Raw genomic sequence first — 13953 nt, 5'->3', positions numbered from 1 at the left:
TCACCTTTAGAGTGTTTTGAGGGTGCTAGATAGATTAAAAAAGGGCACTAAATTGTGCCCTTAATAGTGCGACTAATTACTTCGCGTCACCGCCACGATAAGGCAGTTGCTTGATCACTCGTTCTAAGTTAAATGATGCAGGCTCTTGTCTTAGAGGGAACTCGTTGAAAGTTTGTAGCAATTTAGCGACTTCAACTTGGACTGGAACGAAGTTATACATACGCTCACCGAACCAACGAAGGTACATCATCGAATGCTCAGGAGCATCTTCGTACGGATCTGAACGTAGGTCGACAAGTTGAGGCCACTGCGTTGCTAAACGAGGTGCAAACCAGTTTTCTTCAGTTGGCTGAATAAAGGTTGCTTTCGTTTTACCAACTCGTACAGCTTCTAAGTTGCCTGTTTCAGCAAAATAGAAAATCTCATTACGGGCGGTATCTTCATTGCTTAACCAAGCTTGAGTGTGGTCATATCCATCAATGTAAACATCATGCTTCTTCTTGAAGTTCTGTTGTACATTTTTCTCACCAGCAAAAGTGGCTAAAGTGGTAAATATATCTTCATGAGATTGAATACCGTTGTTTACACTGCCAGCTGGGATTTTTCCAGGCCAGCTAACCATGAACGGAACACGTACACCACCTTCAGACGTTAGACCTTTCTCGCCTTTAAAGGGGGTATTACCACCGTCAGGCCAAGACATTTTTTCAGCGCCATTATCGGTAGTGAAAATAACAATGGTGTTTTCACGTTGGCCAGTCTTGTCTAGAGTGTCGAGGATTTCACCGACATAACTATCAAGCTCAGCCATGCCATCTGCGTACAAACCATAGCCTGTTTTACCCTGCCATTTTTCACTTAAGTGTGTCCAAACATGCATACGTGAAGGGTTGTACCACATAAAGAAAGGCTCATCTTTCTTCGCGTAATCTTCAATATAGTCAACGGCCATATCAGTCAATTCGCGATCGATAGTTTCCATACGTTTCTTGGTTAACGGACCACCCGAGCCCGTTTCACCGTCAGCTGAACCTTCAACGATACCGCGAGGACCGAAACGCTCTAGGAATGCTGGATCTTTAGGGTAATCTTCATTCTCAGGCTCTTCTTCAGCATTTAAATGATATAGATTTCCGTAGAAGTAATCGAAACCACGGCGATGAGGCAACATGTGCTCTTGGTCACCCAAATGGTTTTTACCAAGTTGAACAGTCATATAACCCTGCTCTTTTAATACTTCGGCGATGGTTGGATCATCTTGGTGAATACCAATTGGTGAACCTGGCATTCCTACCGTTAGCAGACCTGTACGGATTGGTAGCTGGCCAGTAAGGAAGGCTGCGCGACCCGCTGTTGAACTTGGTTGACCGTAGTGGTCAGTAAACATCATTCCAGACTTTGCTACACGGTCAATATTTGGAGTTTTGTAACCCATCATGCCCATGTTATATGCAGAAGTATTTGACCAACCGATATCATCTGCCATGATAACGAGAATGTTTGGTTTTTCTGAATCATTTTTAGCGATTGCAGGTGCAGATACTGCAGTTGTAACAGCCGCAATACCCAGTACCGCTTTTGATAACAACGTTTTGGTGAAAATTTTCATCGTTCACTCCCCATTTAAGTTGGGGCTAGTATCTAGATTCTTTGTGAGGAATCGAACTAGGAAAATTCCTAAAACCGTTATTTACGCGTGCTTATATCACTCTTTTAGTAGAAGATGGTGTCGAAAAAAGAGTGTCTGTGAATAGTCATTTCATTGATACTCTTGTACTTAAACACACCTACATCAGAGTGTTTAAGTAGGAAAACTCAAAGCAATAATTGGAGAGTCCTAAGGTGAGTCATCAACATTCAATAGCGTCTTCGGCATTCGATGAAACGCTGATTTCAATCTCGACCCAGTTATTAGACTCCCCCACAGGAACGCTGCCTGACGTTATGGATGCGGTATTGGAAGAGTGCCGCGTTTTGCTGGGTGTTGATCGAATATCTTGCTTTCCAAATACAAAAGACATTACTGCCGATTGGCGATCATATACGGTGTCAGGACGTAATATACCCAGTATAAAGCTAGACCTAAGTCTTGAGATAAAATCTCAGTATCAGGCTATGATCCATTCAGGCGTTATCCTCAATAGTGCGACCCACCCGCAGTTACTGGCGCTAGCGAAAGAACTTCAAGACCAAGCTCCTATCAATCACATTTTGATCCCCATCCAAGCAATGGGTAAACCTTGGGGGGCATTTGCGGCCGCTAACTTTAACACCGTGAAAGATTTTGATGAGCAATTTATTCGTAGCTCAACCATCTTGGGGAATATCATGGCCTCAAGTATGCAGCGGCTGCAGCATTATCAAGATCTATTAAACCAAAAAGAGAAAGTGACAGCATTGAACAAACGCTTACTCGAAGACAGTGAGGAGCAGCTCAAAATTATAGCCAGAGATCTACATGATGATATTGGCCAGCGTTTAGCCTCGTTGAATCTAGAGCTAGGTTTTATCAATAACCAGATTGAGCCCAAATCACAACCAGCGATAATGAAGGCTGCTGCTGATCTATCAAAAATCACCCGCGATTTACAACACATCTCGCGGCACTTACACCCTGCAATTATCGATAAAGTCGGTTTGTATGCGGCGATTGAGTCAGAAGCAAAGAAAATGGCGGCTCATAAGAGTATTGCTCTATCGCTCAACCTAAGCCAAGCAATCTTATATACTGAAGAGCAGAAACTACATATTTATCGGATCTCCCAAGAAGCGCTATCAAACGTTGCCAAACATGCTAGTGCCACTAAATTGGCAATCGTTTTAGCCTGTAAGGAAAATACTGTCAGCCTATCTTTCCAAGATAACGGTGTGGGTATGTCATTAGAACCGCAACCTATGTCTTCATCCCTGGGAATACAATCTATGCGTGAACGAGCGGACATGATTGGCGCCAAAATCCAGTTTCAGACCGATCAGCAACCGTCTGGTTTCAGGGTCACACTGCAGTGGCCAATGCCACAAAAGAACACTCCCTAAAGAATTACTCGAACATTTTGATAAACCTATGCTAAGAGATAACAAAGGACAATAAAACTATGATGCCAACGATGGTAATCGCTGATGACCACCAGATGGTCAGTGAAGGTATAGCACGGCTCGTTGAAAAGCTTTATCAAGTCAGTTCTATTTCAACCAATGCTGATGAACTTATCCAAGCCACAAAAGCTGAGCAGCCAGATATTATCATCACGGATATATCAATGCCTGGCATGCAGCTCAACCACACCTTAGGCTTACTTAAACGTTCTTGCCCGCATACAAAGATTATTTGTCTAACCATGCACGATGAAGCAGAAATTTTACAAGCCGCTTTTGAATATGGCGCCGATGGGTACGTTGTTAAGCATCAAGCCGGATTCGAGCTACTACAAGCTATTGAGACTGTGCTGGCCGGTAAGCAGTATATCTCAGCAGAATTACAAGGAAAGGTAACACAAAAAACAGTACTTACCGCTAGGCAGTTAGATATTCTCAAGCTTTTGGCCGCTGGAATGTCAGCAAAAAAAATTGCTACTACCCTCAATATATCAGCGAAAACGGTGGAATATCATAAGTACAAAATGATTGAGTTACTGGCGTTAGAAAATGCATCATCGTTGGTTGCGTACGCCCACAGCCGTAACCTTATTTAACCCCTCCTACTGTCTCGACATTAAGTGCTGACTAGGAAACTTCCCAGTCGATTTGGCTCATATATGTATGGATAATGAGCACAAATAGAGGGGTTTCCATATGTCATCAGTCGCTAAATATCCATTTCATCTTCTCGTAAAGCCTGTCGGTTCAAAGTGTAATCTCGATTGCCACTACTGCTATTACCTTCGTAAAGAGGAGCGTTATGAACCCAATGCAACGATGCAGATGTCAGAGGCTATGCTGGAAACTTACATCTCACAGTACATTGCCGCACAACCAGCCCATATCAACAATGTTGATTTTAGCTGGCAAGGTGGCGAACCTGCATTACGTGGCTTAGCGTTTTTTGAAAAAGCCGTCGAACTGCAAAAACAGTATGCCCGCTCAGGGATGACCATCTCCAATACCTTCCAAAGCAATGGCACCCTCATTAATGAGCGTTGGGCTAAGTTTTTCAAAAAGAACAACTTCCTCATTGGCTTAAGTATTGATGGAGATGAACTAAATCATGGCAACGGCCGTCCCGATCTAAAGGGTAATAACAGTTACCCCAATGTGATGCGTGGACTGGAGTTACTTAAAAAACACCATGTCACATTCAATACGCTAACCGTAGTTCACAGCGATAATGCTCACCTTGGCAAGGAAACTTATCAAAAGCTAAAAGCGCTAGGCTCAACAGTCATTCAATTTCAGCCCTGTGTTGAGCATGAACTCGATCGCAGAAGCCAAAAAGACTGGTCTTTATCGCCACAGCAGTGGGGCCAGTTTTTATGCACAGTATTTGATGAATGGAAGCAAGAAGATGTCGGTAAAATTTTTGTTCAATTTTTTGAAAACACATTGGGAATTTTAGCAGGACAACCGAGCCAAATGTGCTTTCATGCAGAAGCTTGCGGTCAACAGATGATGCTAGAGCATGATGGCAGTGTTTATAGCTGCGACCACTATAGTTATGAGGAATATAAAGTGGGCGACATCGACATTATAGACCTTGGAAAAATGGCGAGTAGTGAACGTCAGATTGAATTTGGTATGAATAAGTGGACCCGTTTACCCAAGCAATGCCGAGAGTGTGATTTTAGGCCATTTTGTAATGGTGGCTGTCCAAAAGAACGTACAGGGACTACCGCCGACTTAGAGGCTGGTTTGCATCACTTATGCAGAGGCTACAAGCAATTTTTCGTCCATGCAATGCCATACTTAGGTGCGATGCTAGAAGCCATTAAACAAGGCCACCCAGCCAGTGTTTACCCTATTTACCTGCAGAGAAAGTAAAATCAGACTGTTACTTTAAACATTTCAACGCTATCTAATACCAATTGCATTAAGTATTTGACCAGTTCAGAGCCCCTCAGTCTTTTCAATTCAAAGCGCATCGGTAAAGAAATGGTTATTCCCTTTTAAGCCAATGCAAAGCAGAAGTGGAAAGACTGAGGAACTCACGTAGTGCGGCTGAGCTTAAAAAAATTGGCAAACGCTGTATGATTCGCTATGGGATTTAGATATACGACTAAATGGTCTATTTTGTTCCATACAAAATAAGACATTCCAGCCCTCCTTGGCGGTCAGATTTAGGAGGTACGAGACCAAGGATGGTCGAAGGTAGAATAATGCAGGAGCAATTATCGAGAGCGAAGCAGGATGCCAGAGCCGAGAATAACTATTAGCTCAAATCCCACTACTTTCCTACAGCGTTTTGAATTCCCGCTGAATGGTCAAACTTTTAATGCAATTGGTATAATTTTAAAACCGATTCAAAAAAGCCCAAGATATACTTGGGCCTTTTCATACCAAACTGGGCTCAAAGAGCCTAATTTGATTATATCATCAACTAAATGGTTGCTTAGAACGGCATCTTCATGCCAGGCGGAAGTTGCATTCCACCTGTTACTTCAGCCATTTTATCTTTTTGATTCTCTTCAACACGGCGAGCTGCATCATTACATGCTGCCGCGATTAAATCTTCTAGCATCTCTTTGTCGTCTTCTAGAAGGCTTGCATCAATGTCGACTTTACGCACACTGTGAGAACCTGTCATGGTGACTTTTACTAGGCCTGCGCCGGCTTCACCAGTCACTTCCATACGTGCAATCTCTTCTTGCACTTTAGCCATTTTGTCTTGCATCTGCTGGGCTTGCTTCATCAAGTTGCCCATACCGCCTTTTCCAAACATACTCTGATTCTCTTCTATTATTTATCACAACAAATAAACTGCGCTAATCTTACTAAATATAGAACGATTAGCAATGAAAGCTGAAATTTCAATTGTAAAATTATGACTCAGGTAACCGCTTAAAGTTCGACATATCGACCAATTCTATCGATTTTCCTTTATTAACCAGCAATTCTGGCGCATAAGATAATGAGTCTGGCGTTAATTGTGCGCCCATGTTTTCGCTCAACCAGCGCACGTTATCATCGGTAATCATCCCGTGATGCGCTTGAGCTAATATCTCTTTGTGAAAGCGGCGTCTCACTTCAAGTGGGGTCTCACGCGAGCTATCGACGCCAACAGAGATCCGCACTTCACTTGGCTCTCCAAGTGCTTTACTCATCGCCTCTTCTAGCTGCTTAATAGCCACATCGGCACCAAGGTGCTTTTGATCCGGTTTGAGCAACAACGATAAAGGTTGTTCAAACTGGTGGCAAACAGAGTTGACCGCAAGTTGTCTTACTCGCCCACCCACTTCAAGGTCAGCCATGAAGCGATACCATTTAAGATCGATATCGTTACCGGTTATCTCACCGCTAGGCAATGCAGGTAAGTTTAACTCAACATCCTGAACTGAAGTTGAATCAAGCGATGTAACAGGCGGCTTGCTCTGCTGCTCTGTTTGATTTTGTGGCTGAGGCGTTCGTTTAGGCTCTACAGCGGCATTGTCAGCAGCTTTATTAGCTTCTTTCTCAACGGCTACGTCATCGAACCTAGGCGTTGGATCTTGCGCGTGAGGTTCTTCCCAAGGTGGCCGGTCAAAAGTCTCCTCTTGATTGTCTGCATTCGCGGCTTTTATATTTTCCTGCGCTTGATCGCTTTTAGCGCCAACTGTTGCAGGATCACTATTATCTATTTCAGGTTCTGCTTTAGGCTTTCTAACAGGTGGTGCAAACGGCTTGCGTTCAGCCACGGACTTTTTTGCTGAACTCTCCTGAGGATCTTCTTCACCTATACCGTCGAGTAATGAATCTCTAGCGGCTAATACAGCATCTAGAATGTCATCACTTGCCGAGCTAGCTTCTGCGCTGGGTTGACTCTCTAGCTGACTGGGCACCAGTGAAGTCGATATTGCTGCTGACTGCGCTGCATTTTGTCTGCGGTCTGTGATGTCTTGCGCTAAAGGTTCGGACTGCTCTAGTGCAAAGTCAAAATCGCTGTCATCAATGTCAGTATCGTACGCCCCCGCGTACTGCGAGTATGCAGCTAGATCATCGTCACCGTCGAATTGGCTATCTTGAACCTGCTGGCCCTTTTGTGCTTCCAATTTAACGCTAGCATTGTCAACGACAGTGTTATTTAAATTTGAGTCAATGTCGCTTGGCTTTGGCAATTGCTCTGCAATACTGCTTATTTCTGTAGCATCATCCGAGGTACTCGTATCTGCAGGCTGTTGAGCTTTAACTGGCGGTTTAACCTCGCTCTGGGTCTGCTCAGTACTAATATCTTTAGTCTCTGAAGTGTCTGAGCTTGAAAAGCCTTGGCTCTGTGCTTGACTGAGTATGACCGCCATTTCGCTATTCATACTCTCAAGCGTACTGGATACAGGCGCACCGACGCTGGCTTCAATGGCTGCTAACTCAGGTTTTAGCGTATCTGCAGCAACTGGATCTTGATTCGGCTGCTTATCATTGACGCTGTTAGCGGTTAAAACTGTTTTTTTTTCCGCAGCCTCTTCAACAGGCGCAGCTTTAACTTCCTGCTGTGGGGCAACTATTGCTTGCGGCTTAGCAGACTCAGATGATTGTGTTATTGCAGGTGCTGCTGCCTGTGGGATAGCTATCGCTGCTGGACTATCAGTCACCCATTTGCTAACAGGTTGCTCTGGTACAAATGTAACGGCTCTTAGCAGTGCCATCTCAAGCCCAGACTTAGGATCTGGCGCATGAGGTAAGTCTTTACGTCCAGTCAGTAATAGCTGGTAATACAGTTGCACCTGCTCCGGTGATAACTGCTGTGCAAACGCTTTTATCTGCTCACTATAAAGCGACATTTGTGCTGCAGCGGGAGCAAATTGTGTCAAAGTAATTTGATGCAGTAACTCTAATAAGCTACGTAACACCTCTTCAGGTTCGGCACCAAAAGACAATACACCAGCACTGACTTGCATCAGTGCCATAACGTCCGCTTTTGCGAGTGCTTCAAGCAAAGCGATAACCTGCTTTTCATCAATGCTGCCAAGCATGGTCTGCACTAATTCAAGTTTCACTTGTCCTGCACCAAATGCTATCGCTTGATCGGTTAAGCTTAATGCATCACGCATACTGCCATTAGCAGCTTTAGCAAGCAATGTTAACGCTGTGGCTTCAAATTCCAGTGACTCGGCGGTTAACACATTAGTTAGCTGATCACTGATTTCGTCTTGAGTTAGACTTTTTAAATTAAACTGCAAGCAACGCGACAGTACTGTTACAGGCAAACGTTGAGGATCGGTTGTCGCCAGCAGAAACTTAACATGCTCTGGTGGCTCTTCTAGCGTCTTAAGCAGTGCATTAAAACTGCTGCGAGACAGCATATGCACTTCATCAATCAAGTAGACTTTATAACGGCCACGACTAGGTCGGTACTGAACGTTATCAAGAAGTTCACGGGTATCATCAACTTTAGTGCGCGATGCAGCATCAACTTCTATAAGATCGACAAAACGCCCTTCTGCGATTTCTACACACGCTGAGCACTGACCACAGGGCGTAGCTGTAACACCTTGTTCACAATTTAAGCCTTTAGCGAAAAGACGTGCAAGACTGGTTTTACCCACTCCTCGTGTGCCAGAAAACAGATAAGCATGATGCAATCTTTGCTGAGTGAGCGCATTGGTTAAGGCATGTAAGACATGCGACTGACCAACCATTTGCTCAAATTTAGCAGGGCGCCACTTTCTGGCCAACACCTGATATGACATGGAACTCCCCAACGTGTCATGAATATGATTACGGGAGCACGCTCCTCGACTTATTTGAACAATAGCATGCAAAGGTTTTACATGCCATATCAAGCGTTCAAGGAGCGGTTTGACGGTGATTAAATCACCTTAAACAGATATTTTAGTCTGATTATTCGCCTTCGAATTCACATAGGCTTAGTAATTCTAAATCCATTGTCTCTAATCGCTTCTCACCACCAAGATCAGGCAGTGAAATAACGAATGCAGCATGATTAACCTGGCCGCCAAGATTACGGATAAGTTTAACCGTCGCTTCAATCGTACCGCCAGTTGCTAATAAGTCATCAACAACTAATACCTTATCTTCCTTGGTAATGGCATCAACATGGATTTCTAACACATCGTGACCATACTCTAACTCATAACTTTCCGAGATAGTCTCTCTTGGTAGTTTGCCTGGCTTACGTACGGGAACAAATCCGATACCTAACTCTAGCGCTAAAGGTGCGCCAAATAAGAAACCACGGGCTTCAGTGCCGACAACTTTAGTAAAACCTTGCTCCTTGTAGTGTTCAACTAAAAGACCAATTGTAAGTTTATACGCTTGTGGATCTTCTAATAAACTGGTCACATCTCTAAACAAAATCCCCTCTTTAGGATAGTCAGGGATGGTTTTAATGCTGTTCTTTATTAGTGCCAAGCTGTCAGTATTCATTACCATAATTATTTACTTTATCTAATTTAGTTTTGCTGACAAATGCCAAAGTAACGCGTAGGCAGAATGTCATCGAAGTGTAAAAATCGGCATAAAGCTTAAGCCGCTTTATGCCCAGTTGCAACAATGGATCGCAAGAACTGTTGCCTAAGCCACTGCTAAATGTTGCTACTATTGTTCACTCTCAAAAAGAGCTAACTTAAGTAGCACAATTTAACTTTTATATTCAGTAGTATGCTGCAATACAGTAATGTACTCACTCTTCAATTTCAGGGATACTTCTTAAATAAACAATCAGTCCAGTACCAATACATACCAGCATCACTTTCACCCAGATCACCGGCACAATAGCGATACTGATAACAAAGCTGAGGCTACTAACAACGTATGCCTTCTTCTTTAGGCCTTTTTTAATCGCCCCCTTTGCTTGCCAATCTCGAAGCGCTTCAGAAAACCATGGATGGGTCATCAACCACTGATAAAGTCGGTCACTGGAACGAGCAAAACAGTACGCCGCCAACAAAATAAACGGCACCGTTGGCAATATAGGTAACAAAATACCAACCAAGCCTAACGCTAAACTACAAAGTCCAGCCAATAGAAAGAAACCACGTTTTAACGCCATCAAAATCACCTAAAAACAAAAAGCCACTCATAAAGAGTGGCTAGTATACCTCAGCAAAAATGAAAGAGAGCTTAAATTAGCCCCATCACCTTTAGCCAAGACAAGCTTGCTGGCAATGTCGGTAACAACATCACTAGAATAAAACCAATAAAATAAACAATGTTAAATGGGTCTTTAAACGGCTGACTCATGACTTCCTCTACGACTGTTGTTAACGACATTTATTGATCTAGATCAATTTTTGGCGCCATTATAGAGTTTCATCACGCTGATAGAAAGCCTATTAACCAATAAACTCTCGAATAATCCCTTTATCACTCAGCTGAAGTAGTAGCTCAATGCAGCCTTGCTGTAAAACCTCAGGTTCAATATTAGTGAAAGTCATTAATAACCAGTTAATTAGCTCGGAGTATTGAACGGATTCAAATTGCGACATGTATGCCAATACTTGCGCCGTTAGTGGGTTAAGCTGTAAAAAACTCACTTCATCATCGAAATCAGCGTAAATACAGAAAAACTGTGGTGCTTCGGTGGGCACATCTGGACGATAATCTTCACTAATATGCTGCACATCAAAAGTGTATTGGGCAATTTGCGAAGTTGATGAAACACTAAGCGACATTTTAACTATCGCATCAGTTTCGATATCGGCAACATTAATGACCTTCTGCTGAGGGCTCTCTTGAGCGACAGCGACGACAAGTTCGAGCCACTCATAGTGGGCGAGCTCAAGCATAAAAGGAGGATCTTGTTCTGTTGCTGTATATTCTGTCTGCAAAAACAGTAAGAACTCTTGGGCGATTTCAATAAATATCGGTGTGTGGCAGTCATGCCCAACAAAAAAGAGCTGTACTCTTTGCTGCCAGTCTTGTTCACTATATAAACTTTTCAATACAGGAAATGCATTTGACACAAACCCTTCAACATTATTAAAAAACAGCTCTCGGTAAATTTTCATCCGCCGAGCTTCAATCCCCTCAGGTAAGGGGTTTGACGGATCTTTAATATAATCCATGAAGTTCTGTTGGGTTTCGATAAAACTCATCAAGCCCTCCTTTTCAAACTGGCAATATGGCGATTCTGATAATCGTGGATCTGATTAATCTCAAGCATTAATTCACTGGTCGCAGGAATGTTAAAATCTCGCTCCAATAGCGTTGGAAAAGCGCCGTGATATTGATGGCAAGCTTCAAGCAATTTCCATACAGGATCAATGATATCTGCACCATGAGTGTCAACCATTAAGTCTTCAGCTTCTTCATAGTGACCAGCGATATGTAAGTACTGGATCCTATCAGTTGGCATCGCTTTTAAATATTCCAGCGCATCATACTGATGGTTAATTGAGTTAACATATATATTGTTAACATCCAGCAGCATCTTACAATCAGCTTCAGCCAATACAGCGGTGACAAACTCTAGCTCAGACATTTCGGCACCAGGAGCAGCATAAAAAGAAACATTCTCTAATATAAGTGGTCGCTCAATTATATCTTCTACTTGCTTGACCCGCTTAGCCACATGTTGCACCGCTTCCCCTGTAAACGGGATAGGCATTAAGTCATACATATGCCCAGAGCCAGAACAGAAGCTCAAATGCTCTGAATATATTTTTATCTGGTGTTGATCAAGAAAACTTTTGACGTTTTTGACAAACTGCACATCAAGCGGTGCAGGACTACCAATTGATAATGACAATCCATGACAGTAGAACTCATGCTTTTCTGTTAATGCCCTAAACTGACGGCCAAACTTACCGCCAAGCGTCATCCAATTTTCAGGCGCGACTTCAAAAAAGTTTATCCCAGGTGGAACACCCTGGCAAAACTCATCCAACATTTCTCGTCTAAGACCGAGACCCACTTGTCCTTTATTTGTCATACTGCTAGCCCGTCAATTTTGGGTTGAATTAACAAATAGGGCCAGCAAACGCTGACCCCGTTTCACTAAGTAGAAAGCTTACTTAGAACCACCACATTTACCTTCACCACACTTGCCTTCTTTCTTCGCTTTTTTGTCGCCGCCGCACTTGCCTTCGCCACACTTACCTTCTTTGGCTTTTGACTTAGCTTTATCGCCGCCACATTTACCTTCGCCACACTTACCTTCTTTGGCTTTCATTTTATCGGCGCCGCATTTACCTTCGCCGCACTTACCTTCTTTGGCTTTCATTTTATCTTCGCCGCATTTACCTTCGCCACACTTACCTTCTTTGGCTTTCTTTTTATCGGCGCCGCACTTACCTTCACCACACTTACCTTCGCCTTCTACTAACTGGTAACCGGCTTGCATTTCACTAAAGCCAAATGGGCTTGCTTGAACAGATGCAGCCAAAGAGCTTCCAAGAACAACAGCGCCAACAGCAACAGTAACAGCAGTCTTATTAACTAGTTTCATAATATCTTCCTTCTTGATTTAATCTACAGTATTTCGGTTACCAACAATGTATTTTGCTGGCTTGCTTAAAGAGACCTGAGCACCAACAATTTAATTTCATTTTTTCTACAACTATCACATTTATGGCGCAAAAAAGCTGATAGTGCAAACATTGTTTATATCTATTAGCCACAGTTCAACGCCAGTTTTCGTTATATTTGATATATACCAACCGTGAATAAAAGCCTGCTAAGTTATGGTTATTGGTTGAACAAAAAACATACTGCCTGCTATCAATACGGAATTAGCTCGATTTTAGCTCACGCCAAACTCGCTTTCGTTTGGTACCACAGAGCGCATGATGTAGAATGCAGCGCCTTTTAAACTTGATGAGTGTAGTTCTGTGCGAATAATTTTGGCGCCTATGGAAGGTGTTGTTGATGATTTAATGCGTGAAATTCTTTCTGCTATTAATCCCTACGATTTAATGGTGACCGAATTTGTACGTGTCGTTGATCAGTTATTGCCAGAGAAAGTGTTTTATCGGATCTGTCCTGAGCTTAAAACCAATGGTGAAACGGCATCAGGAACGCCTGTTAGAGTGCAATTACTAGGTCAAGAGCCTGGTTGGATGGCAGAAAATGCTATTAGAGCGATAGAGATGGGCTCAAAAGGGGTTGATGTTAATTTTGGCTGCCCTGCCAAAATGGTCAATCGCAGTAACGGGGGAGCTGTAATGCTGCAATACCCTGAACAGCTCTATAACGTAGTTAAGGCCATGCGTGAGGCGGTACCAGAGCAGCATCCTGTTACCGCTAAAATCCGTCTTGGTTTTAACGATAAGTCTCTTTATATGGAAAATGCCCAAGCAATATATGAAGCGGGGGCGAGTGAGCTCGCAGTACATGCAAGAAGTAAAGTTGACGGTTATAAACCACCAGCTTACTGGGAGTACATCACCGATATAAATGCAAAGCTGCCTATTCCGGTGATTGCTAATGGTGAGATATGGAATGTCGATGACGCACGTCGTTGTATGGAGCTTACCGGTTGTGACAGCATCATGGTTGGTCGCGGCGCGATATCATTACCTAACTTGGCTGCAAGTATTAAAGGTGCAGCGCCTTACACATGGCAGCAATCATTGGCATTGATGCTTGAGTACACCAATCGCGAACTTGTCGCCCGTAAAAGTACCTATTACCCAGCTAGAATTAAACAGTGGTTCAACTACCTCAACCGCCAATATCCTGAAGCTGATACGCTATTTCGTGAGCTTAGGATCTTTAAGACAGCTGAAGAAATTATTCATGTTCTGCAAACCGCTAATACCAATCTGTACCATCAACAGCTTGATTAACAGAATAATTGGTAATTATTAGTAATAATGCCCGCTGATTTGATCTTAGTCATTACCTGCAATTGTAACGCGTTTAGACTGA

The 13953-nt window shown here is 43.1% G+C and carries 13 protein-coding genes; 4 read left to right on the top strand and 9 right to left on the bottom strand.

All coding sequences use genetic code 11. The annotated features are described in order from the left end of the window. Positions 1 to 76: 76 nt before the first annotated feature. The gene (locus SWP_RS07660) at positions 77 to 1609 is read right to left on the bottom strand and encodes an arylsulfatase (RefSeq protein WP_020911871.1); all 1533 of its coding nucleotides are present in this window, start codon (positions 1607 to 1609) and stop codon (positions 77 to 79) included. A 233-nt stretch (positions 1610 to 1842) separates the two neighbouring features. Here SWP_RS07660 and SWP_RS07655 point away from each other — a divergent pair, with 233 nt between their 5' ends. The 3 genes from SWP_RS07655 to SWP_RS07645 all read left to right on the top strand — a co-directional run bounded on the left by SWP_RS07655 (position 1843) and on the right by SWP_RS07645 (position 4974). Continuing rightward, a complete protein-coding gene (locus SWP_RS07655; RefSeq protein WP_020911870.1) occupies positions 1843 to 3036 on the top strand; it encodes a sensor histidine kinase in 1194 nt (397 codons plus the stop codon). A gap of 59 nt (positions 3037 to 3095) precedes the next feature. Next, positions 3096 to 3692: a response regulator transcription factor gene (locus SWP_RS07650; protein ID WP_202289136.1), complete on the top strand. Its 597-nt coding sequence runs from the start codon at positions 3096 to 3098 to the stop codon at positions 3690 to 3692. Between the two features lie 100 nt (positions 3693 to 3792). Then, positions 3793 to 4974, top strand: a complete 1182-nt coding sequence (locus tag SWP_RS07645; RefSeq protein WP_020911868.1) for an anaerobic sulfatase maturase — start codon at positions 3793 to 3795, stop codon at positions 4972 to 4974. Between the two features lie 568 nt (positions 4975 to 5542). Here the strand turns inward: SWP_RS07645 and SWP_RS07640 are convergent. The 8 genes from SWP_RS07640 to SWP_RS07610 all read right to left on the bottom strand — a co-directional run bounded on the left by SWP_RS07640 (position 5543) and on the right by SWP_RS07610 (position 12532). Then, the gene (locus tag SWP_RS07640) at positions 5543 to 5872 is read right to left on the bottom strand and encodes a YbaB/EbfC family nucleoid-associated protein (protein WP_020911867.1); all 330 of its coding nucleotides are present in this window, start codon (positions 5870 to 5872) and stop codon (positions 5543 to 5545) included. A gap of 100 nt (positions 5873 to 5972) precedes the next feature. After that, positions 5973 to 8813, bottom strand: a complete 2841-nt coding sequence (gene dnaX, locus SWP_RS07635; protein WP_020911866.1) for a DNA polymerase III subunit gamma/tau — start codon at positions 8811 to 8813, stop codon at positions 5973 to 5975. A gap of 151 nt (positions 8814 to 8964) precedes the next feature. Then, positions 8965 to 9516 carry an adenine phosphoribosyltransferase gene (gene apt / locus SWP_RS07630; protein ID WP_020911865.1) on the bottom strand — a complete coding sequence of 184 codons (552 nt, stop codon included), beginning with the start codon at positions 9514 to 9516 and terminating at the stop codon, positions 8965 to 8967. 250 nt (positions 9517 to 9766) lie between these two features. Continuing rightward, the gene (locus SWP_RS07625) at positions 9767 to 10135 is read right to left on the bottom strand and encodes a YbaN family protein (RefSeq protein ID WP_020911862.1); all 369 of its coding nucleotides are present in this window, start codon (positions 10133 to 10135) and stop codon (positions 9767 to 9769) included. Between the two features lie 71 nt (positions 10136 to 10206). Continuing rightward, positions 10207 to 10356 (bottom strand): hypothetical protein, encoded by a 150-nt coding sequence (locus SWP_RS23870; protein ID WP_020911861.1) that lies wholly within the window; start codon positions 10354 to 10356, stop codon positions 10207 to 10209. Between the two features lie 62 nt (positions 10357 to 10418). Further along, on the bottom strand, positions 10419 to 11180 hold the full coding sequence (locus tag SWP_RS07620; RefSeq protein WP_020911860.1) for an HvfC family RiPP maturation protein: 762 nt from the start codon (positions 11178 to 11180) through the stop codon (positions 10419 to 10421). Further along, on the bottom strand, positions 11180 to 12016 hold the full coding sequence (locus tag SWP_RS07615; RefSeq protein ID WP_044555764.1) for an HvfB family MNIO-type RiPP peptide maturase: 837 nt from the start codon (positions 12014 to 12016) through the stop codon (positions 11180 to 11182). Before SWP_RS07615 ends, SWP_RS07620 begins: the two co-directional genes overlap by 1 nt. A gap of 78 nt (positions 12017 to 12094) precedes the next feature. Beyond that, positions 12095 to 12532: an HvfA family oxazolone/thioamide-modified RiPP metallophore gene (locus SWP_RS07610; RefSeq protein WP_020911858.1), complete on the bottom strand. Its 438-nt coding sequence runs from the start codon at positions 12530 to 12532 to the stop codon at positions 12095 to 12097. Between the two features lie 382 nt (positions 12533 to 12914). Between SWP_RS07610 and SWP_RS07605 the strand changes: the two genes are divergently transcribed. Then, positions 12915 to 13871, top strand: coding sequence for a tRNA-dihydrouridine synthase (locus SWP_RS07605; RefSeq protein ID WP_044555763.1), 957 nt, complete (start codon positions 12915 to 12917; stop codon positions 13869 to 13871). The last annotated feature ends 82 nt before the right edge of the window (positions 13872 to 13953 follow it).

It is taken from the genome of Shewanella piezotolerans WP3 (assembly GCF_000014885.1).
Lineage (GTDB): Bacteria > Pseudomonadota > Gammaproteobacteria > Enterobacterales > Shewanellaceae > Shewanella > Shewanella piezotolerans.
Note: the sequence above shows the minus strand (reverse complement) of the source record. Positions and strands in the feature narration are given on the sequence as shown.

What these genes read in the sequence shown, in the direction of transcription:
- SWP_RS07625 (WP_020911862.1), bottom strand. Translation starts at nt 10,135, where the DNA reads ATGGCGTTAAAACGTGGTTTCTTTCTATTGGCTGGACTTTGTAGTTTA.
- SWP_RS07615 (WP_044555764.1), bottom strand. Translation starts at nt 12,016, where the DNA reads ATGACAAATAAAGGACAAGTGGGTCTCGGTCTTAGACGAGAAATGTTG.
- SWP_RS07645 (WP_020911868.1), top strand. Translation starts at nt 3,793, where the DNA reads ATGTCATCAGTCGCTAAATATCCATTTCATCTTCTCGTAAAGCCTGTC.
- SWP_RS07660 (WP_020911871.1), bottom strand. Translation starts at nt 1,609, where the DNA reads ATGAAAATTTTCACCAAAACGTTGTTATCAAAAGCGGTACTGGGTATT.
- apt (WP_020911865.1), bottom strand. Translation starts at nt 9,516, where the DNA reads ATGGTAATGAATACTGACAGCTTGGCACTAATAAAGAACAGCATTAAA.
- SWP_RS07620 (WP_020911860.1), bottom strand. Translation starts at nt 11,180, where the DNA reads ATGAGTTTTATCGAAACCCAACAGAACTTCATGGATTATATTAAAGAT.
- SWP_RS23870 (WP_020911861.1), bottom strand. Translation starts at nt 10,356, where the DNA reads ATGTCGTTAACAACAGTCGTAGAGGAAGTCATGAGTCAGCCGTTTAAA.
- SWP_RS07640 (WP_020911867.1), bottom strand. Translation starts at nt 5,872, where the DNA reads ATGTTTGGAAAAGGCGGTATGGGCAACTTGATGAAGCAAGCCCAGCAG.
- SWP_RS07650 (WP_202289136.1), top strand. Translation starts at nt 3,096, where the DNA reads ATGATGCCAACGATGGTAATCGCTGATGACCACCAGATGGTCAGTGAA.
- SWP_RS07610 (WP_020911858.1), bottom strand. Translation starts at nt 12,532, where the DNA reads ATGAAACTAGTTAATAAGACTGCTGTTACTGTTGCTGTTGGCGCTGTT.
- dnaX (WP_020911866.1), bottom strand. Translation starts at nt 8,813, where the DNA reads ATGTCATATCAGGTGTTGGCCAGAAAGTGGCGCCCTGCTAAATTTGAG.